Below are 25254 nucleotides of genomic sequence, written 5' to 3' on the forward strand. Positions count from 1 at the left end.
GAAAATAATAATGAGAAAATTTGCCAAACTCACGCCAATTGCCATTGCATTTTTATCGTCTCATATCGCCATCGCCAACACCAACTTTGCCACTAACAATAATACAGGTCGTCTGGCAGGCGTGATGGGTCAAGGCATACCATCAGAAGCAACAACGGCTGAGGCGGTGGCGATGGCAAGTATGCCAACCAACGCTGTGATTAGTAACACTTCTGCTGTCCAGCACATCAAATCAGACGTACGTATTTTTGGTGAGCAGTTGTTTCGTGGGGCGTTTGCCACTACATCAGGCTCAACCTTTAATGACAGTTATGTGATTAATGTGGGTGATAATGTCCAAGTGCGTATGTGGGGGGCATACCAGTACGCTGCTACGATGACAGTAGATCCACAGGGTAACATCTTTTTACCAAACGTTGGACCTGTGCGTATTGCAGGTATCCAAAATGGGCAACTTCAAAATGTGGTGCAGTCAGCCATTGCACGTATTTATCGCTCCAATGTAGGGGTGTATGCTTCACTAGAACAAGCCCAGCCTGTCAAGGTGTTTGTTACTGGTTTTGTCAATCAACCGGGTTATTATGGTGGTTTGGCGGCAGATAGTGTGCTATCTTATATTGACCGTGCAGGTGGCATTGACCCCAAGCGTGGCAGTTATATAGATGTGCAGATTTTGCGAAATGGGCAAGCTGTTCAAAAAATCAACCTCTACGATTTTCTCATCATGGGGCGGTTGTCGCCATTTTCGTTCAGAGATGGCGATGTGATTAATGTCGCTTCGCAAAAACAGACATTTAGCATTTCTGGCAAAGTCCAAAACGAATATGTATTTGAATTTGGCGTTGATGATTTGACCATCTCGGACGTGCTGGCGGTTGCCAAACCACTGGCAGACGCTACCAACATCAGCATTACTCGTGCTTCTGGTAAAGCCCAAACAGCAGAATATTATGCCCTAAATGATGCCAAAAGTGTCCCTGTCAACAATGGAGACAAACTGGTCGTAACGTCTGACCGACACGCAGGTACGATAGCTGTGCAAGTAACAGGAGCTCACAAAGGTAATGGGGCGGTGATTTTGCCATATGGGGCAAGACTCAAAGACGTCATTGCCCAACTTGAACCATCTTCTTTGGCAAATGTCAATAATCTCACCATTTACCGTGAGTCGGTCAAAGCCAGCCAAAAAAATGCAATCAATAAAACGCTAGACCGCCTCCAAGAGATGACACTGGCTACCCAATCCACTACTCGTGAAGAGGCTCAGCTTCGTGCCGAAGATGCCAAATTGGTGGAACAATTCATCACCAAAGCTCGTCAGATTGAGCCGACAGGGCGGATTGTGGTTGTGCCAAACTCATGGCAGGATATTATCCTAGAACAAGGCGACATCATTCACATTCCTGCTCAGACTTCGGTCATTACTGTCAATGGTCAAGTAAGAAATCAAGGGGCATTGACGTTCAATCCTGATTTGACAGTGGGAGACTATGTTGCCAAATCAGGGGGGTTTGACGATAATGCTGATACCGAGCAGATTTTGGTCATGCACCAAAATGGCGAAACGAGTGTGGTAAATACTGCCTATCGCATCAAGCAAGGTGATGAAATCATGGTTTTGCCCAAAGTCAAAACTCGCAAAGTTGAGATTGCCCGTGGCATTGCACAGGTGATTTATCAGCTTGCGGTGGCGACAGGCGTGATTGTTAAGTTATAATGACTGTTATCTACACCACTGCCACCAAGGGGATTATCAACAATAATCCCCTGCTTGGCGTGGCACTTGGGGTGGATGTTCGTTACCAAGATAAATCCGCCCAAGCAGTGCTGGCGTGGGGGAGAAAACCTAGCCATACCAAAGCCACAAGATTTGCCCAAACGCATGGACTGTCGCTTATTACCATTGAAGATGGTTTTGTGCGTTCTTTGGGTAGTGGCGTAGGGAGCGTTGGGGGTGGTTTTATCGTTGATGATTTGGGGGTGTATTTTGATTTGACCGCCCCCAATCGTTTACAACAACTCATCGCCGATGCGGTGATAAACTGGAATAATGACAAAGAAATCTACGCAAAGCAACTCATTAACAAAATTATTGATAACAAACTCTCCAAATACAATGCCACCACCTATGCTCCTGATTTATTAGTTTTGGCAAACAACAATAAACCCCACATCATCATCATAGACCAAGTAGCAAACGATGCTTCCATTGGTGGGGCAGGGGCAGATGATGAGCGGTTTTTTGCCATGCTTGCTCACGCCAAAGAGCATTATCCCAACGCTAATATCTGGATTAAAGCTCACCCTGCGGGCAAAGGTTATTTTTGCTCTGATGATGTTTCTGCCCCTTTTTATTTGATGGATAACTGCAATCCCATTGCTTTGCTAAGTCAAGTAATTGCTGTTTATACGGTAAGTAGCCATATGGGTTTTGAGGCGTTAATGCTTGGTAAAAAAGTGCATAATTTTGGGGTGAATTGGTATGCAGGTTTTGGTTTGACTGATGATGATTTTATAAAAAATAGTGAACTTTATCAAAATGTGTGCAAGCATTATCAAGCCTTAAACATCACCAATCCCACAGTTTATCAGCTTTTTTATGCCAGTTATGTGTCATACAGCCGTTATGCCAACCCCGCCACAGGGCAGGCGTGTGATTTGCTTGTATTGATGGACTATCTTATTCAAAATCGTGATTGGCAAGACAAACTTGCAGGCGATATGCTGATGTACGATGTCAGTCGTTGGAAGGTGCCATTTGTGCGGGGATTTTTGGGTTTTGACAAGGTTAATCTCATCATCAAGCCCAAGACCAAATGGTTATTTTTTTTACCCAACAACATCAACAAAAAACGTGCCAACCGTGCCAACCATCAGATATTGGCAAAAATTTCACCTCATGTTGCCTATACAGTGTGGGGGCAAAAAACCAAACAAACTTTACAAAAAAAACTCGCTCATCACAACAATATAGCCTCACACATTTGGTGCATGGAAGATGGTTTTATCCGTTCAAATGGATTGGGGGCGACACTCATTGCCCCACTGTCGGTGGTCATGGACGATGTGGGGATTTATTTTGATGCAACCGTCCCAAGTCGTCTTGAAATGATTTTAAATGGTATTTGTTTGTCTGATGCACAAAAAAATCGTGCCAAAAATCTACACAAACTTCTGCTCACCAAACGGGTTAGTAAATATAATGTACCTACCACAAATCATGATTTTGCCCACAAAATCCACGCCCTAAAATCAAAAAATCGCCCCATTCATTTGGTGGTGGGGCAGGTTGAAGATGATGCGTCCGTGAGACTTTGTGCAAGTTTAATCAAAAAAAACAGTGAGCTTTTGGCACGAGTACGAGCAGATTATCCTGATGATTTGATTGTTTATAAACCGCACCCAGATGTAGAAGCAGGATTGCGTGTTGGTAAGGCAAACAACCATCATCTGGCGGACGTGATTGCCCATGATGTTGCCATGCCTGACTGTTTAGATGTGTGCGATATGATACATACCATCAGTTCGTTGACGGGTTTTGAAGCACTGCTCCGTGGTAAAAAAGTGGTGTGCTATGGTTTGCCTTTTTATGCAGGATTTGGGCTGACACATGATGTGGTTGAAGAAAATAACACACTTAAACAACAAGCATTATCTCGCCGTACTCGCCCTCATCTACCGCCACTTGATTTGTATGATTTGATTTTTGGAGTGCTTATTGCTTATCCGATATATCGTCTACCGCATGGTGTGGGTTTGGCAAATGCCGAAGATGTGATTGACTATCTTTATAATCACAAGCACACACCCACGCACCATCGCATGACACAAATGATAAAAACCACCTTCATGCGGTTACGCAATTTAACCAAAGCATAAAATTTGTGGATAAAAAATGTGGTACAATGACGCATTTTAAGTTTTGACCCAGCTATTTATTCATGTCCGCCACCTTGTCCCATTTGATGACACATCAAAATATTTTGCTTTTACAAGGCAAAATGGGGACGTTTTTTTGTCGTTTTGCCACCTTTTTAATCAATCAAGGCAAAACAGTACATAAAATCAACTTTAATGCAGGTGATGCCTTTTTTTATTGCCATAAAAAAAATACCAACAACTATCGTGGAACATTGGCGGATTTTGATGAATTTTTAAGCTGGTACATAAAAACGCACGACATTCATGCGGTGGTGTGTTTTAATGATTGTCGCCCTCATCACGCCATTGCTAGTGTCGTTACCACAAGGCTTGGTACGTCATTTTTTGTGTTTGAAGAAGGTTATTTACGTCCTGACTATATCACCCTAGAAGAGCATGGCATCAATGGCTATTCTCGCCTTGATTCAACTTTGATTGATGAGTTGCAACAAGCCCAAGACGAGCCGCTTTATACCGCCAATCGTTTTTGGCGATTGTGTGTGGCAAGCATTGTTTATTATGTGGTGGTATTTTTTGGGCAATGGCGTTATCCGCATTATGAGCATTATCGTGGCTTGACAATTTTTGGGGAAATGTGGGCGTGGTGTTTGGCATTTGTGCGAAAATGGCTTCGTTGGTTGCCTGATAAATCCTTGCAAAAGAAACTGATTAGACAAAAAAATTTTTATCTTGTCAGCCTACAAGTCCACAACGATTCGCAAATCACTCATCATAGTGATTATGCTGATGTGCGTGATTTTATCGTGGAAGTGTTAGAAAGTTTTGCCAAACACGCCCCCAAAGGTACAACCCTTGTATTTAAACATCACCCCTTAGATAGAGGGCATAGAGATTATAACCATTTTATCGCTCGCATTGCTAATCGTTTGGGAATAAGCGAACGAGTTGATTATTGCTGTGATGTACATTTGCCAAGCCTTATCAAGGCAAGCATAGGCATGATTACGGTCAATAGCACCACCGCTTTACAATCCATCTATCACCAAAAACCTACCAAAATCATGGGGCGTGCCTTGTATGACGTGGCGGGCTTGACCGACCAACAGTCGCTTGATGAATTTTGGGTAAATCCCACTGCCCCTAATCGTGCTTTTTATCTTAAATTTAGAGAATATCTCATTGAACGCACACAATTAAATGGTTCTTTTTATGGCAAGGCACCGTGGGAGTTGCCTAATTTTGAACAAAACATGGCATTTTATGCCAATCGTGCCAATCAGTCTAAGGTGATTGAGTCGTGCAGTCGTGTTCATCCCTCCAAAAAGAAGCGTAAACCCACCACCTACCACCAACGCCAACTCAAACACAAAAACAAAAAGGGTAAATTTAAAAATAGTACGTTGTCATAATGTACGGATTTGATTTTTTGTTAAAAATCATTTGCCAAAATCATAGGTTTTTTATGAAAAAACTGCTAAAATAACAGGTTACTATTTTATTGCCAACTTGACACATCATGACTGATTTAACTCATATTCGTAATTTTTCTATTATTGCCCATATTGACCACGGCAAATCCACCCTTGCCGACCGTTTTATTCAGGTTTGTGGCGGTCTTGATGAACGAGAAATGCAAGCCCAAGTCCTTGATAGTATGGACATTGAGCGAGAGCGAGGCATTACCATCAAGGCACAGTCCGTTACGCTCTACTACAACCACCCGAGTGGCGAAAAATACCAACTCAACTTCATTGACACCCCAGGGCATGTGGACTTTTCTTATGAAGTGTCAAGAAGTTTGGCGGCGTGTGAGGGGGCTTTGCTTGTGGTGGACGCCGCTCAAGGCGTTGAGGCTCAATCAGTTGCCAACTGCTACACGGCAGTAGAGCAGGGCTTGGAAGTTTTGCCAGTTTTGAACAAAATTGACTTGCCACAGGTTGAGCCAGAGCGAGTGATAGAAGAGATTGAAGACATTATCGGCATTGAGGCGATGGACGCCCCACGAGTCTCCGCCAAGACAGGGCTTGGCATTGATGAGCTGTTGCAAGTGCTGGTGGAGAAAATCCCAGCCCCACAAGGCGACAGAGATGCCCCTTTGCAGGCTTTGATTATTGATAGTTGGTTTGACAATTATTTGGGCGTGGTGTCTTTGGTGCGTGTGCGTGAAGGTGAGGTTAGGACGGGCGATAAGATTTTTATCAAATCCACAGGCGAGAGCCATTTGGTAACTTCTATCGGTGTTTTTACGCCCAAACGCCTAGAAACGGGCATTTTGCAAGCAGGCGAGGTTGGCTTTATTATTGCAGGGATTAAGGACATTATGGGGGCACCTGTGGGCGATACCATTACCCTTGCCAAAACCCCTGATGTACAAAGCATTGCAGGCTTTAAAAAGGTAACACCGCAAGTCTATGCAGGAATGTTTCCCATTGATTCAGCCGATTTTGAGAAGTTTCGTGAAGCCTTGCAAAAGCTACAAATCAACGATTCTGCCCTGTTCTTTGAGCCTGATACTTCAGAAGCCTTAGGCTTTGGCTTTCGTTGTGGGTTTTTGGGTATGCTTCATATGGAAATTATCCAAGAGCGACTTGAAAGGGAGTATGACCTTGATTTGATTACCACCGCCCCATCGGTGATTTATGAAGTGGTCAAAAAAAATGGCGAGATTGTCTATGTGGATAACCCATCACGACTGCCCGATGCTGGACTAATCCAAGAGTTTCGTGAGCCGATTGCCAGATGTCATATCCTAGTTCCGCAAGAGTATTTGGGCAATGTCATTACTTTGGCGATTGAAAGACGAGGCGTGCAGGTAGATATGAAGTTTATGGCACGCCAAGTGCAGGTTGTCTTTGATATTCCAATGGGCGAGGTGGTGATGGACTTTTTTGATAAATTAAAATCCGCCTCTCGTGGCTTTGCTTCGCTTGACTATGGCTTTGAACGCTATCAAGCCGACAAACTCTCACGAGTTGATGTGCTAATCAATGGCGAAAAAGTGGACGCTTTGGCGATGATTTGCCATCAAGAACACGCTCGCCGTCGTGGCAATCAGCTTGTGGAAAAGATGAAAGAGCTAATCCCAAGACAGATGTTTGATGTTGCCATTCAAGCTGCCATTGGTAGTCAGATTATCGCTCGCTCCACCGTTAAGGCAATGCGTAAAGATGTGCTTGCCAAATGCTATGGTGGCGATGTGTCTCGTAAGAAAAAGCTACTTGAAAAACAAAAAGCGGGCAAAAAACGAATGAAACAAGTCGGCTCGGTGGAAATCCCCCAAGAGGCGTTCTTGGCGGTGTTGAAAGTAGATGGCTGATGTTGATTGTTGATTAGAATTTGGTATAAAACTTGCAAATACAAAGAAAGGGTTGCCTGTGGAATTTGATGTTAATTTAATCTTAGTACCGATTACGCTCATTTTGTTGGTGGCGTATTTGGCGGATAAATTGTGGTTAAAACAGTACAAGTTGGTCAAGCAAAATACCAAACAACTTTCTTTTGCCCAAACCCATTTTGAAGAATGTCAAAAAGCTTTCGCCCAAAGCCTAAAAAAACATGGTGGCGGTATGTCAGTTGAGCATTTTCAGCCAAGTGCAACCACACCTACCGAAGTGCTTACACTCCATGATAATTACCACACCGCCAAGCGTAAGGTTGCCGAACTTCAAAGCAAATTGGGCGACACTAAGGCATTTTTTTTGGTGGGGTGGGCATACGAATATTTGCCGATTTTGGCATTTTTGGTGGTGGTGCGTGCTTTTGTCATTGAGCCATTTAACATTCCGTCCAGTTCAATGGTGCCAACGCTCTATACAGGTGATTTTATTATCGTTAATAAGTCTGCCTATGGGTTGCGTTTGCCCATCACGCACACCAAAATTTTAAATACAGGCAGTCCCAAGCATGGCGATGTCGTGGTGTTTCGTTATCCTTTGAACGAAAAACGCTACTACATCAAGCGAGTGATTGGCGTGGCGGGTGATAAGGTGAGTTATAACAGTGGTGTTTTATCCATCAATGGCAAGCCTGTCCAAACCAACAAAACCGATTACCAAATGCCTGACGTTCTCAATGCCAAACTCATGCCAGCGATGATTGATAACCATCATTTGACTGATGATGAGCGGGCGGATTTTGGTAAAAAAGAAGAAAAGTTTGCCCATTATTATCGTGAAAATCTGGGCGAGCACAGTTATATAGTGCGTTATTTGGGCAATTTAAATAGTGCCAAAGATGGCGAATTTCTCCAAAAGCATTCACCCAGCGTTGTTGATTCTGTGGGTGAAGTGTGGGAAATCACCATACCAGAGGGTCAATACTTTGTGATGGGCGATAACCGAGATCGTAGTGAAGATGGGCGGTTTTGGGGTTTTGTCAGTGAGCGTCATTTGGCAGGCAAGGCAACTTATATTTGGATGCACAAAGAGGCGGGGCTAAAAGTACCAAGTTTTGGTCGTGCAGGTAAAATTGATTGATACAGTTTTCGCCCATGGGCGATATTTTAGGTGAATTATGAAACAACTTTCTTTAAACAACCAACGTGGTGCAAGCGTTACTGGCGTTGTGCTATTTATCATTTGTTTGGGCTTGATTGCTAGAGTCGGTGTAGGCATGATTCCTGCTTATGTGGGGGATTACCAATTTACCAAATTGGTTGCCCAAGAGCTTAAAAAAGCCAATGATGCCAAACAGACCGAAAAACAGTTTATGTCAAATCTCAATCAACAACTCTCCATCAATGCCAACTACGACTCCAAACCCGAAGAGATGTTGATTTTTACCAACAAAACCCCCGGTGCGTTGGCGGTCAAGACCCAATACGAAGTAGAAAGTAATTTCTATGGGCAGACTTTTATTGTCAACCGTTTCTCAAAGGATGTTACTTCAGCAGATGCTAAATAATGACTAATCCTACCTATTTTTCTAGTTTTGAGCAGGGGTATCCTTATCTTTGTTCAAAACTTGGCTACACATTCAAAAATCCCCAACTGCTCAGACAGGCACTCACCCATCGTTCTTTTGACCCAAAAAAAAGCTATGAACGCCTAGAATTTTTGGGAGATGCGTTGCTTGGCATGGTGATTGCCGAGGCGTTGTTTCATCATTTTCCACGCCATGATGAAGGTAAGCTCACTCGTATGCGAGCCACCTTAGTTCGCCAAGAGACGCTGGTGCAAATCGCCGAGAAGCTAGAACTGTCCAATCACCTGATATTGGGGGCAGGCGAGAAAAAAGGCGGAGGGCGACACCGTGCCAGCATTTTGGCGGATGCGGTAGAGGCGATTTTGGCTTCCGTGTATTTGGATAGTGGCGACATGGGGCTTGTCAAGAGTATGGTTCAGTGTTGGTATGAGTTTTTGATTCGTGAAGTAGGTGAAGAAAAAGTGCTCAAAGATGCCAAATCTCGCCTACAAGAATGGCTACAAGGCAACAAACTCCCCTTGCCAAATTATACACTACTTGATACGATAGGTAACGCCCCCAACCAAACTTTTGTGGTTGAATGTGTGGTGGCAGTGACTGATTGTATACCTATTACCGAGACAGGTGAATCTCGCCGTATCGCCGAACAAAAATGTGCTGAACGCATGATAAATCAGCTAAATAAATTAGAAAAGCCCAAATCTTTGTAAGGTATACCACACCAAACCCCAAATTTTGGGCAAATTACAACTGAACCTCCACAAATTAAAACTTTATTAAATCAAACAGGAAACTTATGACCCAGTCAAATGATGATGTCATCAACCAGTTTTTTAACCCTACCGCCCCTGCCATTGCTGATGAGTTTAAAGCAGGCTTTGTAGCGATTGTTGGGCGACCTAATGTCGGCAAATCCACGCTGATGAATCATCTTTTGGGGCAAAAGCTCTCCATCACCAGTCGCAAACCACAAACCACCCGCCACCGTATTCACGGCATTTTAACGGACAACACCGCCCAATTTGTCTTTGTGGATACCCCCGGTATTCATAGCAAAACAGTGCGAGCCATCAACGAGCGAATGAACAATGCTGCCGTGTCTGCCTTATCCGATGTGGATTTGGTACTGTTTGTGGTGGACGCACTTAAATGGGTGGAAGATGATTTATTAACGCTTGAAAAATTGGCAAATACCGATTTGCCTGTGGTGCTGGTTATCAACAAAGCCGATACCATTAAGGATAAGTCCAAACTGCTGCCCACCATTGAAGAGTTTGCCCAAAGTTTTGAATTTGCTGACATTGTGCCTGTCTCTGCCTTGCGTGGGCATAATTTGGATAGACTGCTTGAAGTTGCCAAAGGCTTTTTGCCAACTCGTCCACCGATTTTTGACCCAGAGCAGATTACCGATAGAAGCGAACGCTTTTTGGCAAGTGAGATTATTCGTGAAAAAATTATGCGTCAGTCTGGCGATGAAGTGCCTTATGATTTGACGGTGCAGATTGACGCCTTTAAGGACGAACCTGCTTACAAAGACCCAGAAACAGGCAAATGGCGAAAAGCGTGTACCTTTATTGATGCCACCATTTTTGTGGAGCGAGCAGGGCAAAAGAGCATTGTCATTGGCGAAAAGGGGGCAAAAATCAAGCAAGTGGGCATAGACGCACGAGCGGATATGGAAAAGCTGTTTGACCGTAAGATTATGCTAACCCTTTGGGTCAAAGTCAAAAAAGGCTGGTCTGATGATGAAAGGGCATTGAACAGTTTGGGGTATTAAGCAAGTATTTTAAATAGATATGCAAAGTTTAGTTGCTTTGATGATGGGTTTTCTTATTGTGATTGCAATATCGCCAGTAAGCGATAAGGTGGGTCTAAAAAATGACCATATTTTTGATGTGTAATGCCAAATTGATGGTAAAATTCATCACTACCAAGTGGAAAAATTATACCAAGAGGGCGGTACTATTCGCTTTAAAGCTGATGGCAAAAAAGTCATTTGCAGTCAATTTTTTGTTCAAGAAATTGCTAAGTAATCAATAATGACCCCCACCCCCCTCACAGGCTTTATTATCCACTCTCGCCCCTACCAAGAAAAAAGGGCGATTTATCAGTTGTTTAGCAAAGAATGGGGCGTGGTGCATGGTGTGGGCGTGCGTGGTGTGTTACCCTTTATGCAGATTGAATGCTTTGTTGCTGGTAAAAATTCGCTCAAAAATTTTAACCAAATTCATCTGATTGATAATACGCTTACTACCCATATTGGACAAAATCAGTACGCACTTTTGTACCTAAATGAGCTGATTTGTAAACTTATCGCCCCAGAAAATCCCTGCCCCACGCTTTGGTACAGCTATCAAAATAGTGTGGTAGAATTAAAAATGGTGCAAGATTTAATTGTCATGAAACAAATTTTACGCCAGTTTGAAAGAGTGTTGTTTGATGAATTGGGCGTGGCGATTGATTGGGCTTGCGACAGTATGGGGCGAGCGATAGAGCCTGATATGTGCTATGAATTTGCTCCAAATACAGGCTTTGCACCGTCAAAGGTGGGTATTTTGGGCGAGAGTATTTTGGCAATCAGTGATGATAAGTATTTAAACGTACTTGGGCAAATCCATCGCCAGATGATTGATTTTTTACTTGATTATAAACCCCTAAACAGCCGAAAACTGTGGGCAGAGCAGTTAAAATATCGTTGATTTTTAAGGAAAAAAATATGAACACTCCCAGACTTGGCGTAAACATTGACCACATTGCCACCCTTCGTAATGCTCGGGGCGTGGATTATCCGTGTCCTGTGAAGGGGGCACTGATTTGTGAAAAGGCAGGGGCGGACGGCATTACCCTGCATTTGCGAGAAGACCGCCGTCATATCAAGGATGGCGATGTTTATGCCATAAAACAGGCAATTAGCATACCGATGAATCTAGAAATGGCGGTAACGGACGAAATGCTGTCCATTGCCCAAAATGTGCGTCCTGACTGGGTGTGCCTTGTGCCTGAAAAGCGTGAGGAGGTAACAACCGAGGGCGGTCTTGATGTGGTGAATAATGCCAAATTACCTAATTTTATCAAAGACTTACAAAACGCAGGTATCAAAGTCTCCCTTTTTATTGACCCTGATATTGCCCAAATCACCAAAGCCATTGAGCTTTCGGCAGATGCCATTGAGATTCATACAGGGGCGTTTGCGACTGCTTGGCTTGATGACAAACACCTTGCCAGTGTAGAGCTTGACCGTATTAAAATAGCCACCACTTTTGCCAAAGACAATGCTCCCCATTTAATTGTGAATGCAGGGCATGGTTTGACCACCGACAATGTCGCCCTAATTGCTCAGATTGAGGGTATTCATGAATTAAATATCGGTCATAGTATCATTGCCGACAGTGTTTTTTTGGGGCTTGATGGGGCGGTGAGAGCGATGCGAGAGGCTTTTTTTAAAGTAAGCAAATGTTAATATTTTACCGTTCATCATAAAAAATATGCGTTTCATTATTAAAATTTGAAATATTAATGTAATAAATCGTGTTTTTTATCAAAAAAAGGTTGTCAAATTGACAATTTACCGTTAAGCTAATAGCAAGGTGAGGATACCAATAAAGTTTTTGTTGGTATTTTGACAGGTTTAATGATAAAATACTGGGCAATAATTTCAGTATTAATGTTCCTTGGAGGAATTTATGAAGTTTAATAAAATCGCTTTGGCCATCTTTGCTACTGCAACAACTACTGCTTTTGCAGGTGTTACTGTTACTCCACTTGTTGGTTATCAGTATCAAGACGAAGCACATGACAAGCAACGTGGTGTTTTCCATACTGGTAAGCAACTTAACGATCAAAACAATCCTGCTGTCGTAAGCTTTCCTAAGGATGGTGGTGTTGCCCTAGAAAGCGACCTATACACAGGTCTTGCGTTGGGTGTGGAAGTTACTCCTGCCACCCAAGTTCAGATTGAATATGGTGTTACTGACACCGAAGCAAAAGCTTCTAAATATTCTTTAACCTTGGCTCCAGATGGTTCTAACAAATTTGATGCTAAAGAAGAAACTATTAGTGCCAACGTTTTGGTGGGGCTAGACCAGTTTACTGGCAACCACGATGCCAAATTCAAGCCTTATGCCCTAATCGGTGGTGGTCAAGCCAAATATAAAGTAGAAAACCAAGTACATTATACGGCTAATGGTACTAACAATGCTGGTATTGTTGCTGGCACAGATGTTCCTGCTGGTACAGAGGTATCTTCATCTAAAGATACTATTGGTAATGTTGGTCTAGGTGCTCGTTACCTAATCAATGATGCTTTGGCGTTGCGTGGTGAAGTGCGCGGTGTTCACAACTTTGACAACAACTGGTGGGAAGCCCAAGCCCTAGCAGGTCTTGAAGTAACACTAGGTGGTCGTTTGGCGAATGCTGCGGCTGTTGCTCCTGTGTTGCCTGTTGAGCCAGTACCTACCCCTGTTGAGCCTATCCAAGTGCTAGACGACACTCCTGCTGTGGTTGATAGCGATATGGACGGTGTGGCTGATCACCTAGACGCTTGCCCAGGCACTCCACGTAACGTTGTGGTAGATGCTCGTGGTTGCCCTGTGAAGGTAGATGTACGTGAAGACCTACGTCAAGAACTTCGTGTATTCTTTGACTATGATAAGTCAAACATCAAGCCACAATACCGTGAAGAAGTTGCCAAAGTTGCTGAACGTATGCGTGAATTCCCGAACGCAACTGCTGTTATTGAAGGTCACGCTTCTAAGGATAGCAAACGTTCTAACGCTAAGTACAACCAACGTCTGTCAGAAGCTCGTGCAAACGCTGTTAAATCTATGCTTTCTAACGAGTTCGGTATCGCACCTAACCGCTTGAATGCAGTAGGTTATGGTTTTGACCGCCCAGTAGCACCAAACGACACCGCAGAAGGCAAAGCAATGAACCGCCGTGTTTATGCAGTTATCCAAGGTGATAAGGTAACTACTGTTGACCAAACCAAAGACATGGTTATCCGTTAATCGTTATTGATTACGTTGCACAAAGAAACCACCCAAATTTTTGGGTGGTTTTTTCTATTTACAAAATTCATGGGTTTTATCAAAAACTTATGCTATAATAGATAGCTTTTATATTTAACCTTTATGTACTGGTTTTTTACCATACACCCAATTATTTTTGAGTTTTTATGTCAAACAACATTCAACATTTACGCAACATCGCCATCATCGCCCACGTTGACCACGGTAAAACGACCCTTGTGGACAAATTATTACAACAATCTGGGGCATTGGGTGAGCGGGCTGGTGAGATTGAGAGAGTCATGGACTCTAACGCCTTAGAGAGTGAGCGTGGTATCACCATTTTAGCCAAAAATACCGCAATCAAATGGACGGACAAACGTTCTGGTATTGAGTACCGCATTAACATCGTGGACACCCCCGGACATGCTGATTTTGGTGGTGAGGTAGAGCGTGTATTGTCTATGGTGGATTGTGTGCTACTTTTGGTGGATAGTCAAGAAGGACCCATGCCCCAGACTCGTTTTGTTACCCAAAAAGCCTTTGCTCGTGGCTTAAAGCCGATTGTGATTATCAATAAGATTGACAAACCTGCTGCTCGTGCCGATTGGGTGATTGACCAAGTATTTGATTTGTTTGATAATTTGGGTGGTACAGACGAACAGCTAGATTTTCCTATCGTGTATGCCTCTGGTATCAACGGTATCGCAGGGCGTTCGCCTGATGAGCTTGCCCCTGACATGACGCCACTTTTTGAGACGATTGTGGATATTGTTGAGCCACCAAAGGTAGACGTAGATGGTGCATTTCAAATGCAGATTTCTAGCCTAGATTATAACAGCTTTGTTGGTGTTATTGGTGTGGGTCGCATTCAGCGTGGTAGCATCAAGACCAACACGCCTGTGGTGGTGATTGACAAAGACAGCAACAAACGCAACGGTCGTATCCTAAAAATCATGGGTTATCATGGCTTGGAGCGTGTGGACGTGGACAGTGCGTCAGCAGGCGATATCGTGTGTATTACAGGGATTGATAATCTAAACATCTCTGATACCATTTGCGACCCCAAAGAAGTGGAGGCTCTACCACCTTTGTCGGTTGATGAGCCAACGGTTTCTATGACATTTCAGGTGAATGATTCGCCTTTTGCGGGCAAAGAGGGTAAGTTTGTAACTTCTCGTAATATCCGTGAGCGTTTGGAGCGTGAGTTAATTCATAACGTGGCACTGCGTGTGGAGGATACGGACAGCCCAGACCGTTTCAAAGTATCTGGTCGTGGTGAGTTGCATTTGTCTGTACTCATTGAAAACATGAGACGTGAAGGTTTTGAGCTTGGTGTATCTCGCCCAGAAGTCATCATCAAAGAGATTGATGGTGTGATGTGTGAGCCTTATGAAAATGTTACTTTTGATGTAGAAGAACAACATCAAGGTACGGTCATGCAAGAGATGGGTAACCGCAAGGGTGAGCTGACTAACATGGAAGTGGACGGCAAAGGTCGTATTCGTATCGAGGCGACTGTGCCTTCTCGTGGGCTTATCGGCTTTCGTTCGGAGTTTTTGACCTTGACATCAGGCACGGGTATCATGACTTCTAGTTTTTCACACTATGGGGCGATGAAGGAGGGTTCGGTTGCCAAACGTCAAAATGGTGTGCTTGTGTCTATGGTGACAGGTACTTGCTTGGGCTATGCTTTGTTTAGCCTACAAGAGCGTGGTCGCCTATTTGCCAAACCACAGCTAGAAGTCTATGAGGGTATGATTGTTGGTATTAACTCTCGTGGTGATGATATGGTGGTGAACCCAACCAAAGCCAAACAACTCACCAATATTCGTGCCTCTGGCTCTGATGATGCCATTATCCTAACGCCTGCCCTAGAATACACACTAGAACAAGCCTTAGAATTTATTGAAGATGATGAGCTTGTTGAGGTTACGCCAAAATCTATCCGTATTCGCAAAAAATACCTGACAGAAAACGAACGTAAGCGTTTTGGTCGTAAAAAAGATTAAAATGTTTTTTAAAATCCAATCCATGTCAATGTGGGTTGGATTTTTAATTTTATCAAATGTGTTTATTAATAAATCAATACAAAAAACCCAAGTAAATTACTAAGAATTATGATAGAATGCACGCCGTTTTGTCATTGCCTTACTTTTTAAAGTGAATTGGGCAAATTGACAAGCAGTAATCGTCAATTTGCGATGGTTTTTTCACTTAAAAAGAGTTTAGTTTATGAGTATTATCCAAGAATTTAAAGAATTTGCTGTCAAAGGCAATGTAATGGATTTGGCGGTCGGTGTTATCATTGGCGGTGCATTTGGCAAAATCACCACATCTTTGGTTGATGATGTTATCATGCCTGTGATTTCGGCGATTATGGGTGGCAAGATTGATTTTACCAATATGTTTGTTACACTTGGCGAAGTGCCAGAGGGTACAGCGATGACTTATGCTGCCCTAAAAGAAGCAGGTGTGCCAGTGCTTGCGTATGGTAACTTTATCACCATTTTGATTAATTTTATCATTTTGGCATTCATTGTATTTATGCTTGTAAAAGGTATGAATAAGATGCGTAAGCAAGCAGAGCCTGAGCCAGCACCAGAAGCACCAGCCGAACCCTCAGAAGAAGTACTGTTGTTGCGTGAGATTAGTGCTAAGTTGAGCAAATAATCACAATCTTTAAAAACTCATCATTTTGGTGAGTTTTTTTTGTGCAAATACAAAAGTCAAACATGCTTTTTCTATGAAAAATTCCCAAAATCTGTTACGATAACGCTTTTTAGCCAGATTAATGTCATCATGACCATAAAAAAAGCTCTCTATCCGGGTACATTTGACCCCATTACGAATGGACATATTGACCTTGTCAACCGTTCCTTAAAAATCTTTGATGAAGTGGTGATTGCGGTGGCGTACGCCCACCACAAAAAACCATTGTTCGCTTTTGATGAGCGTGTGGCACTTGTCCAAGATATTTTTAAGGATAATGAGCGAGTGTCGGTGGTGGGTTTTGAGGGGCTTTTGGTGGATTTTGCCAAAACCACACAGGCAACAGCAGTGATTCGTGGGTTGCGTGCGGTGAGTGATTTTGAATATGAGTTTGGACTTGCCAACATGAATCGCAGTTTGGACGAGGATTTTGAGGCGGTGTTTTTGACACCTTCTGCCGAGTATTCGTTCGTGTCGTCCACATTGGTGAGAGAAGTTGCCAAATTGGGTGGTGATGTGTCAAAATTTGTGCCACCCACCGTTTTAAAGGCTTTTAAGCAAAAATTTGGGGGTTAAATGGCACTAAAAATCACTGATGAATGTATCAACTGCGATGTCTGTGAGCCTGTTTGTCCCAATGAGGCAATCAGTGCAGGTGATGACATTTATGTCATTAACCCAAATTTATGCACCGAATGTGTGGGGCATTTTGATGTACCGCAGTGTGTGGAAATTTGCCCTGTGGATTGTATCCCCAAAGACCCAAATCACCCTGAAAGCCATGAGGAGCTTTTGGCAAAGTATGAGCGACTTGTTGGTGGGGCGTGATTGCAAAAAGTAACAATTTTCTTTGAGGCTGTACTTGTGCTTGGTAATAAAATGTGATAAATTCCATACGATTTCGGTAGTTATCATTAAGGAGGCATTATGGCAATTTCACTTAACAAAGGCGGTAATCTTTCCCTCTCCAAAACCGACCCAAGCCTTACCAAACTGGTTATTGGCTTAGGTTGGGACGTGAGAGTGACTTCTGGACAGGATTTTGATTTGGACGCTTCTGTCTTCTTACTAAATAGCACAGGCAAAGTGCGTGGCGACCACGACTTTATTTTTTATAATCAACTAAAATCTACTGATGGGGCGGTGGAGCATACAGGCGACAACCGCACAGGGGCAGGCGATGGCGATGATGAAGTCATCAAGGTAGATTTAAGCCGTGTTTCCCCAGATGTGGATAAGATTGCCATCACCGTTACCATTCACGATGCCCAGATTCGCGGACAAAACTTTGGGCAAGTCGCCAACGCCTTTATTCGTCTGGTCAATGAGCAAACAGGCACAGAAGTGGTGAGGTTTGACCTAGCAGAGGATTATTCGGTGGAGACAGCGATGGTCTTTGGTGAGGTCTATCGCTACAATGGCGAATGGAAATTCCGTGCGGTGGGTCAAGGCTACTCTGGTGGACTGGCTGCCATGTGCCATCAGTACGGCATTCAAATTGGTTGAGCTTTTGGATGGTGATTTAAGGACGATTTTGTGAGTGTCTTTAAATTTGATTGTATTTATTGATAAAAAGTGGTCATTTATTGCCACTTTTTTCATATTTTCATGACTTATTTTTGGAAATTGTCATCTATGATGAAACACCTAAAACATTTTTATTTTGACATCGTCTTTACGGTGGTCGCTCTGTTACTGGCGGGCTATTGGGGCTTTACGCACGGCGGAGCAAATGCTTTGTTTACCGCTATGTTCATCGCCCTTGTCTTGGCATTGATGGAGATTTCTTTATCTTTTGATAATGCGGTGGTCAACGCTTCTATTTTAAAGCATTGGGACAAATTTTGGAAAACCATCTTTTTGACGGTGGGTATGATTATTGCCGTCTTTGGCATGCGTTTGGTGTTCCCCATTGTCATTGTGGCGGTAACGGCGGATATGGGAATGAAAGAAGTGGTGGATTTGGCACTACACAATCCAACCGCTTATTCTGAAAAACTGATGGCACACCACGCTGAAATTTCGGCATTTGGTGGTATGTTTTTGCTACTTGTGTTTTTGAACTTTGTGTTTGATGATAAAGAAATCCATTGGTTTGGCTGGCTTGAAAAAAGACTTGCCAAATTGGGCAAGGTTGATGCAATGAGCGTCTTTGTGGCGATTGTGGCATTGATGATTTCGCTTACTTGGGTGGACGAAGCTCACAAGGCGGTTGTTTTGATGGCAGGCGTGTGGGGCATTTTGATTTATATGGGGGTTAATGTACTCTCAACACTACTAGAAGGCGATGAAGATGGCGATGGCAAGGTAGATGGTAATGAAGTGGCAGGGGCGGTCGCCAAAGGCGGTATCGCAGGCTTTTTGTACCTAGAAGTGTTAGATGCGTCATTTAGTTTTGATGGGGTGATTGGGGCATTTGCCATTACCAACGATGTGGTGATTATTATGATTGGGCTTGCCATTGGTGCAATGTTTGTGCGGTCAATGACCATTTTCCTTGTAGAAAAAGGCACGCTTGATGAATTTGTCTATTTAGAACACGGTGCCCATTATGCCATTGGGGCGTTGGCGGTTATTATGCTGTTGTCTATGAAATTTCATATTCCAGAGATTATCACAGGCTTGATTGGCATTGCCTTTATTGTGGCATCGGTCATTGGTTCTATTAAGTATCGCAAAGAAAACCCCAAAATCGGCGATTAACATAACGTAACAAAAATGCCTTGCAAAAGTGTTGGATTTTGTTATAGTAGAACGTGAGTTTTGACTCACGTTTTTTATTTGTAATTAAGGAAAAGTTATGGCGATTAGCTTAACCAAAGGTGGTAATGTAAACCTATCCAAAGAAGCTCCAACCCTGTCCCAAATGACTGTTGGTTTGGGTTGGAATCCTCGTGCCACAGATGGTCAGCCGTTTGATTTGGACGCTGTGGCGTTTTTGGTCAAAGAAGATGGCAAAGTCCGTACCGACAGTGATTTTATCTTTTTTAACAACCTAAAATCAGTTGATGGCTCAGTAGCACACGCAGGCGACAACCGTACAGGCGAGGGTGCTGGCGATGATGAAGTCATCAAAGTGGATTTGACAAAAGTGCCTGCTGATGTTGCCAAAGTAGTATTTTGTGCGGTGATTTATGAAGGGCAAGCACGCAATCAAAATTTTGGTCAAGTGGGTAATGCCTACATTCGCATTGTCAATACACAAGGTGGCAGTGAAGTGGCTCGCTATGATTTGTCCGAAGACAGCTCTACTGAAACGGCGATGATTTTTGGGGAATTGTACAGACACAATGGCGAGTGGAAATTCCGTGCCGTAGGTCAAGGTTTTGCAGGTGGGCTTGGAGCATTGGCAAGCTCGCACGGCGTGGTGGTATAAGTTATTGCTTAAAAGCAAAAAAGAGTAAGTTTTTGCTTGCTCTTTTTTATTAAGAAAATGCGAAGGAAACTTATGACCGTAACTTTTACTTTATTGGGTGAAAATGAACCCTTTTTACATTGCAATCTAAAACAAGGCGACATTGTTCATTGCGAGGCAAACGCAATGGTCATGATGGAAAGCAACCTTGAACTTAAAGGTTCTCTACAAGGCGGTATCATGCAAGCCTTGATGAGACGATTTGCCAATGGTGAGTCGTTGTTTCAACAAAAAATTGAGGCGGTGCGAGGCGAGGGCGATTGTCTGCTTGCCCCAACGCTTGATGGCGATATGCAAATCCTTGATGTGGGCGGTGTTCAGTACACCTTATCTGATGGGGCATTTGTGGCAAGCTCTGGTACGGTGGACATTAAGGCAAGCATTAACAGCAGTCTGGGTGGAGCAGTTTTTGGTGATACAGGCGGATTTATGGTCATGCGTACCGAAGGGTATGGGCAAGTTGTGGTATCAGGCTTTGGCTCGCTATTTGAAATTGAGGTTACGCCTGATAAACCTGTACTGATTGATAATGGTCATGTAGTATGTTGGGATAGCCGTTTACAGTATGAATTATCAGTCTCCACCAGTCAAAGCAAAGGCTTTTTGGGCAATATCATCAATTCTGTAACCAGTGGCGAGGGCATGGTGCTAAAATTTAGCGGTGCTGGCAAAGTGGTCTTATGCTCACGCAACCGTGATAATTATCAAGGCTGGCTAAGTAAGGTGTTAGGCTCTGGCAATAGCGGTAGTGGCACAAGCGGTGGCGGTTTGCTTGGTGGGCTTTTGACTTAAATGTCAGCCAATTTACAAATGGAGTTAAAATGAGTTATTATACAATGGTTGCCTTCACTTGGGACGATAGAGAGTACCAAGCCAAGCACAATCAACCATTTTCTTTTGAATTGGTAAAACCAATCGCAGAGGAATGGGCTATTGAATATGATTGTAGTGTTGAAGGGGTGCTTGAAGACCTAGAAATAATGATGAAAGGCACTTGGTCTACGGGCTTTAATGGGTTGTATGCAGGGCTTATTTTAAATTTATTTGATACCATATCAGAGAAATTTCCTGACGTTCGTTTTATCGTTCGGGGTATGGGCGAAGAGTATACTGATTTGTGGTTGCGTGAATTATTGGCAGGCAAATGTTTGTTTGGCGTTGGACCATTTGAACGTGATGAAGAAAGTGGTTGGCGTGAATAATTCGTAGGAATGAATGACAATTTACCCATACAAATTGTACCAAATATTGAATTTGGCGTGTTTGATTTTAACATTTTTTTTAACAAGTAATAGGAGTTTATTATGGCAGTAAATTTGCAAAAAGGTCAAAAAATCTCTTTGGAAAAAGAGGCAGGTAGCACGCTTACCCAAGTCAAAATGGGCTTGGGTTGGGACGTTGCCAAATCTAGCGGTGGCGGATTTTTGGGTGGACTGTTTGGTGGTGGAAGTAATGACAGCATTGACCTAGATGCGTCAGTGATTCTGTTTAACGAACAAAAACAGCCTGTGGATGTCGTATATTTTGGACAACTACAATCCAAAGATGGCTCAATCACGCACTCTGGCGATAACCGCACAGGGGCAGGCGATGGTGATGATGAGGTGATTACTGTCAATTTATCGTCTGTGCCAGCAGGCGTGCAGTCACTTGTTTTTACAGTCAATAGTTTTACAGGGCAGTCATTTGAAAAAGTTGCCAATGCTTATTGTCGTATCCTTAATGGGACAAATAACAGCGAAATCGCTCGTTACTATTTGTCAGCACAAGGCTCACACACCGCCATGGTGATGGCAAAAGTCTATCGTCATAATGGCGAATGGAAAATGCACGCCATTGGTGAGACTATGAATGGGCGTACTTTTAATGAATTGATACCTGCGATTTTACCGCACATCTAAGCCATGTTGTAAAAACCGTCAAGTAATTTGGCGGTTTTTGGTTTTTTTGGGTGAAATCTTTTTATTTTTAAGCATTGTAAGGACATATCATGACAACATTGATTGCAGGGGCGAATGCGGTTTTATCAAATTCATCAATATCCATCGCCATCAACACCTCATTGGCGATGGGGCAGACGGTGGGCGTGGTGTGGCTGGCACTTGGTGAGGATTATAGTGCCAAAATCAGCCCTGCTTATCTACATGAACAAAAAAGCTGGGCAAAGTGTGATGATGGTGTATGGACGCTAAATTTGGCAGAGGTCTTTGGGCAGGGCGTAAAAAGCGTACAGATGGTCATTTATGCCTATTATGACCCCAACTTAGCAATCCCTGCCACTGAGCTTGCTGACATTGCTTTGACCGTTGATGGTAATATTTACTATGATGTACCCGTCAAAGAACGCCACATCAAAACCGCCCTTGTGCTTGAACTGTATGAGCGAGGCGGTCAGTACAAATGCCGAGCCTTGGCAGAGTGTACAGGGGTAAATTTAAAGGCATTTGGTGAGCATTTGGGCATCTCTTTATATGAAAAATTCCCCCAAGAGACGAGCGACACCCCCACCCAAAGGCGACCTGTGGTAGGAGAGACATGGACAGGGACGGCATTTGCCATCGACAGCCACCATCTTTTGACTTGCCATCATGTCATTGATGGGGCAAGCGTGATTGGTATTCGTCAGCAGGGGCGAGCCGACCGTCAGGCGTATGTGGTGATGAGTGATGAGGGCAGTGATACGGCACTCATTCGTGTTGATGAGCCTTTGTCGTGTGTGTTGCCACTGGCACAGGGACAAGTTGAGCTTTTGGGTGAGAGTGTGGTTACGATGGGTTTTCCGCTGTCAGGGCTGACAAGCCAGCTTCAAGTCACCTCTGGTAATATTTCTGGACTTCTGGGCGTACGAGATGATATTCGCTTTTTGCAGTTTACCGCTCCCATACAAGCAGGGTCTAGTGGCAGTCCGCTCATGCTTGCCACAGGTGAGGTGATTGGCATGGTAACATCAAGCATTACCAATACCCAAAATATGAATTATGCGGTAAAATATCAGCTTTTATCTGCCCTACTTAGTAGTGCAGGCGTGGCAAATGCTCACACCCCTCACACCGCCATGAGTACCCCAGAGCTGATCAGAGCTCACAAGGAGGCGGTGTATTTGGTGGGGTGTCGGGCGTGATTTTTTTCAACCTAACCTCAAAAAGATATGATGACACAGCTAACCCCCTCCCTTAACAGCCAACTAAACAGCATGGCGGTCTTGATAGATGCAGACAATGCGTCCGCCAAAACCATTGACGCTGTCTTGGAGGCTATTGAAAAATTAGGGAAAATTACCACTAAAAAAATCTATGGCGATTGGTCGGCATCAGGATTATCCGCCAGTTGGCAAGAGGCGATTTTACGCCACGCCATAGACCCCATGCAACAATTTGCCTATGTCAAAGGCAAAAACGCCACCGACATCGCCCTTGTGATTGAGGCGATGGACTTGCTTCATAGTGGTGAATATGATGGTTTTTGTTTGGTGTCGTCCGACAGCGATTTTGCTAGCCTTGCAGTACGCATTCGCAAAAGTGGTGTCAAGGTGATGGGTTTTGGGCGTAAAGAGGCAGTGGCTTCATTTCGCCAAGCCTGTGATGAGTTTTTTGAGGTGGAGAGTTTAAAAGCTGTGCAAAAACAGCTACCAAAACGCATACCTACCAACGAACTTAAACAAGACACTAAACTTATTAACGCCTTGCGTGAAGTGGTTGCTAATTTTGCCAATTTAGATGATGAGAATTGGTCAGATTATAAAGAGGTGTTGATTGCATTTGGCAAAAAATATTCAGAACTTAATCATGAAAAATATGGCTATGAAAAACTTATTCATTTAATTAAAGCCACTGAGTTGTTTGATGTAAAAAATGATAAAGATAATCCTGCCATACTTTATGTGAAATCAAACACGCCTTTTAAATATTCTACCAAACAATTACAATCAGATAAGTTGTTGGTGAATACTATTAAATCATTGCTTGACAATAACCCAAAATCTGAAAATGGTTGGGTAAATATCAGTTATATCGCCAGCGAGTTAAACAAAAACCCACACATCAATGTTGATAAATATGGCTATAAAAAGTTCTCTGATTTGATTACTGCCATTCGTTTATTTGATATTAAAAAACAACCCAATGGCATGTACATTAAATTAAAACAACCAAAAAACAATCCAACCCTACAAAACAACACAAAGACAGATTTATCGTCCAATAAAGACACCCAAAAGCCTTTGACTTTGTCAGACCTTAACCAAAAACCATTGATTTTACATGGTGAGGTCAATGTTTATGTATATCGTCAGTCAGGCATGGATTTGGTGTTGTGGCGACTTGGCGAAAATAAAAAAGTACGCCACGAAGGTGATTTTGTGTTTTATGGTCAAACCCAAAGTCATGATAACACCATTGTGCTGGATAATCATGACTTGTATGATTTATTGATTTGCCGTTTATCTGTGCAAGATAAAGACATTCATCAGCTTGTATTTAGCGTCAGTCATGAATCTGATGTTATGGCAAAAAGTCCGATAAAAGTTGTTATTGAACAAAATGGCAAACCATTATTTGCACATCAATTTATGGCAAATGACAACATCTCTAAAAGTGCGATTTTATTTAGCCTAAATCGTATTCCTGATGGTTGGCGTTTTGTGCCACGCTCACAATTTGTTGGGCATGACCTGCGTGCTTTATGTCATGCGTTTGGTGTGGAAGTTGAGGATTGAAAAATTTGATAGTTATGTTAAAATATGTACTGGTAAACCAGACAATCGCTGTCCACGTTAAGGGTGGAGGGAGGAAAGTCCGGACTACATAGGGCAGAGTGCCAGCTAACGGCTGGGCAGAGCAATCTGACGACCAGTGCAACAGAGAATAGACCGCCCGACCACTTAATTTGATTGGTTTTTTTAATGTGTTTTAAGCTCAACAGTCAAATTAAGTGGTCGGGTAAGGGTGAAACGGTGGGGTAAGAGCCCACCGCATGACTGGCAACAGTTCATGGCAAGGTAAACTCCACTCGTAGCAAGACCAAATAGGTACTCCATGGGTTGCCCGCTCAGAGTACGGGTAGGTTGCTTGACCATGTCAGCGATGGCATGGCTAGATGAATGATTGTCCACGACAGAATCCGGCTTATCGGTTTGCCAAAATATTATATTTTTCAATAAATTATCATAAATTTTATTTTTTTGTAAAATTTATGATTGACAGGTTGGTTATATTTTTGTAGAATACCCAACCTGTAATGGCAATGTAGCTCAGCCGGTTAGAGCGCACGACTCATAATCGTGAGGTCGGGAGTTCGAGTCTCCCCATCGCCACCAAC

23 protein-coding genes, 1 tRNA gene and 1 other RNA gene are annotated in these 25254 nt (G+C 43.2%); all 25 read left to right on the top strand.

Annotated features, from left to right (window positions below; genetic code table 11):
- The first annotated feature begins 10 nt into the window (after positions 1-10).
- The 25 genes from MOB01S_RS07455 to MOB01S_RS07575 all read left to right on the top strand — a co-directional run bounded on the left by MOB01S_RS07455 (position 11) and on the right by MOB01S_RS07575 (position 25252).
- Positions 11-1717 carry a polysaccharide biosynthesis/export family protein gene (locus MOB01S_RS07455; RefSeq protein WP_066803303.1) on the top strand — a complete coding sequence of 569 codons (1707 nt, stop codon included), beginning with the start codon at positions 11-13 and terminating at the stop codon, positions 1715-1717.
- Positions 1717-3879 (top strand): capsule polysaccharide biogenesis protein, encoded by a 2163-nt coding sequence (locus MOB01S_RS07460; protein ID WP_066803306.1) that lies wholly within the window; start codon positions 1717-1719, stop codon positions 3877-3879. The genes MOB01S_RS07455 and MOB01S_RS07460 overlap by 1 nt, the downstream gene beginning before the upstream one ends.
- Positions 3880-3941: 62 nt before the next feature.
- Positions 3942-5291, top strand: a complete 1350-nt coding sequence (locus tag MOB01S_RS07465) for a capsule polysaccharide biogenesis protein (protein ID WP_084349659.1) — start codon at positions 3942-3944, stop codon at positions 5289-5291.
- Positions 5292-5398: 107 nt separating this feature from the next.
- On the top strand, positions 5399-7198 hold the full coding sequence (lepA, locus tag MOB01S_RS07470; RefSeq protein WP_066803309.1) for a translation elongation factor 4: 1800 nt from the start codon (positions 5399-5401) through the stop codon (positions 7196-7198).
- A gap of 58 nt (positions 7199-7256) precedes the next feature.
- A complete protein-coding gene (lepB, locus tag MOB01S_RS07475) occupies positions 7257-8357 on the top strand; it encodes a signal peptidase I (protein WP_066803311.1) in 1101 nt (366 codons plus the stop codon).
- Positions 8358-8394: 37 nt separating this feature from the next.
- On the top strand, positions 8395-8784 hold the full coding sequence (locus tag MOB01S_RS07480) for a DUF4845 domain-containing protein (protein WP_066803313.1): 390 nt from the start codon (positions 8395-8397) through the stop codon (positions 8782-8784).
- Positions 8784-9515 carry a ribonuclease III gene (rnc, locus tag MOB01S_RS07485; RefSeq protein WP_066803315.1) on the top strand — a complete coding sequence of 244 codons (732 nt, stop codon included), beginning with the start codon at positions 8784-8786 and terminating at the stop codon, positions 9513-9515. Before MOB01S_RS07480 ends, rnc begins: the two co-directional genes overlap by 1 nt.
- 86 nt (positions 9516-9601) lie before the next feature.
- Positions 9602-10582: a GTPase Era gene (gene era, locus MOB01S_RS07490; protein WP_066803317.1), complete on the top strand. Its 981-nt coding sequence runs from the start codon at positions 9602-9604 to the stop codon at positions 10580-10582.
- Between the two features lie 262 nt (positions 10583-10844).
- Positions 10845-11504: a DNA repair protein RecO gene (gene recO, locus MOB01S_RS07495; protein WP_066803319.1), complete on the top strand. Its 660-nt coding sequence runs from the start codon at positions 10845-10847 to the stop codon at positions 11502-11504.
- A 17-nt stretch (positions 11505-11521) separates the two neighbouring features.
- Positions 11522-12265 (top strand): pyridoxine 5'-phosphate synthase, encoded by a 744-nt coding sequence (locus MOB01S_RS07500; protein ID WP_066803321.1) that lies wholly within the window; start codon positions 11522-11524, stop codon positions 12263-12265.
- Positions 12266-12488: 223 nt separating this feature from the next.
- Entirely contained in the window at positions 12489-13811 is a 1323-nt protein-coding gene (locus MOB01S_RS07505) for an OmpA family protein (protein WP_066803323.1), read from the top strand.
- A gap of 167 nt (positions 13812-13978) precedes the next feature.
- On the top strand, positions 13979-15823 hold the full coding sequence (gene typA / locus MOB01S_RS07510) for a translational GTPase TypA (RefSeq protein WP_066803324.1): 1845 nt from the start codon (positions 13979-13981) through the stop codon (positions 15821-15823).
- 223 nt (positions 15824-16046) lie between these two features.
- The gene (gene mscL, locus MOB01S_RS07515; protein ID WP_066803327.1) at positions 16047-16484 is read left to right on the top strand and encodes a large conductance mechanosensitive channel protein MscL; all 438 of its coding nucleotides are present in this window, start codon (positions 16047-16049) and stop codon (positions 16482-16484) included.
- 129 nt (positions 16485-16613) lie between these two features.
- Positions 16614-17099 carry a pantetheine-phosphate adenylyltransferase gene (gene coaD / locus MOB01S_RS07520; protein ID WP_066803330.1) on the top strand — a complete coding sequence of 162 codons (486 nt, stop codon included), beginning with the start codon at positions 16614-16616 and terminating at the stop codon, positions 17097-17099.
- On the top strand, positions 17100-17351 hold the full coding sequence (locus MOB01S_RS07525) for a YfhL family 4Fe-4S dicluster ferredoxin (RefSeq protein ID WP_066803333.1): 252 nt from the start codon (positions 17100-17102) through the stop codon (positions 17349-17351).
- A 99-nt stretch (positions 17352-17450) separates the two neighbouring features.
- Positions 17451-18029, top strand: coding sequence for a TerD family protein (locus MOB01S_RS07530; RefSeq protein ID WP_066803335.1), 579 nt, complete (start codon positions 17451-17453; stop codon positions 18027-18029).
- A 132-nt stretch (positions 18030-18161) separates the two neighbouring features.
- Positions 18162-19226, top strand: a complete 1065-nt coding sequence (locus tag MOB01S_RS07535; RefSeq protein WP_066803338.1) for a DUF475 domain-containing protein — start codon at positions 18162-18164, stop codon at positions 19224-19226.
- Positions 19227-19323: 97 nt separating this feature from the next.
- Positions 19324-19899 carry a TerD family protein gene (locus MOB01S_RS07540; RefSeq protein WP_066803341.1) on the top strand — a complete coding sequence of 192 codons (576 nt, stop codon included), beginning with the start codon at positions 19324-19326 and terminating at the stop codon, positions 19897-19899.
- Positions 19900-19971: 72 nt separating this feature from the next.
- A complete protein-coding gene (locus MOB01S_RS07545; protein WP_066803343.1) occupies positions 19972-20730 on the top strand; it encodes a TIGR00266 family protein in 759 nt (252 codons plus the stop codon).
- A gap of 29 nt (positions 20731-20759) precedes the next feature.
- On the top strand, positions 20760-21140 hold the full coding sequence (locus MOB01S_RS07550) for a hypothetical protein (protein ID WP_066803345.1): 381 nt from the start codon (positions 20760-20762) through the stop codon (positions 21138-21140).
- Between the two features lie 102 nt (positions 21141-21242).
- Positions 21243-21839, top strand: coding sequence for a TerD family protein (locus MOB01S_RS07555; protein ID WP_066803348.1), 597 nt, complete (start codon positions 21243-21245; stop codon positions 21837-21839).
- 89 nt (positions 21840-21928) lie between these two features.
- On the top strand, positions 21929-23059 hold the full coding sequence (locus MOB01S_RS07560) for a S1 family peptidase (RefSeq protein ID WP_066803351.1): 1131 nt from the start codon (positions 21929-21931) through the stop codon (positions 23057-23059).
- Positions 23060-23086: 27 nt separating this feature from the next.
- Positions 23087-24652, top strand: coding sequence for an NYN domain-containing protein (locus MOB01S_RS07565; RefSeq protein WP_084349661.1), 1566 nt, complete (start codon positions 23087-23089; stop codon positions 24650-24652).
- Positions 24653-24681: 29 nt separating this feature from the next.
- An RNA gene (gene rnpB / locus MOB01S_RS07570) (RNase P RNA component class A) lies at positions 24682-25080 on the top strand.
- A 95-nt stretch (positions 25081-25175) separates the two neighbouring features.
- Positions 25176-25252 (top strand) — tRNA-Met (locus MOB01S_RS07575).
- The last annotated feature ends 2 nt before the right edge of the window (positions 25253-25254 follow it).

The organism is Moraxella oblonga NBRC 102422 (assembly GCF_001598275.1).
Taxonomy (GTDB): Bacteria; Pseudomonadota; Gammaproteobacteria; order Pseudomonadales; family Moraxellaceae; genus Moraxella; species Moraxella oblonga.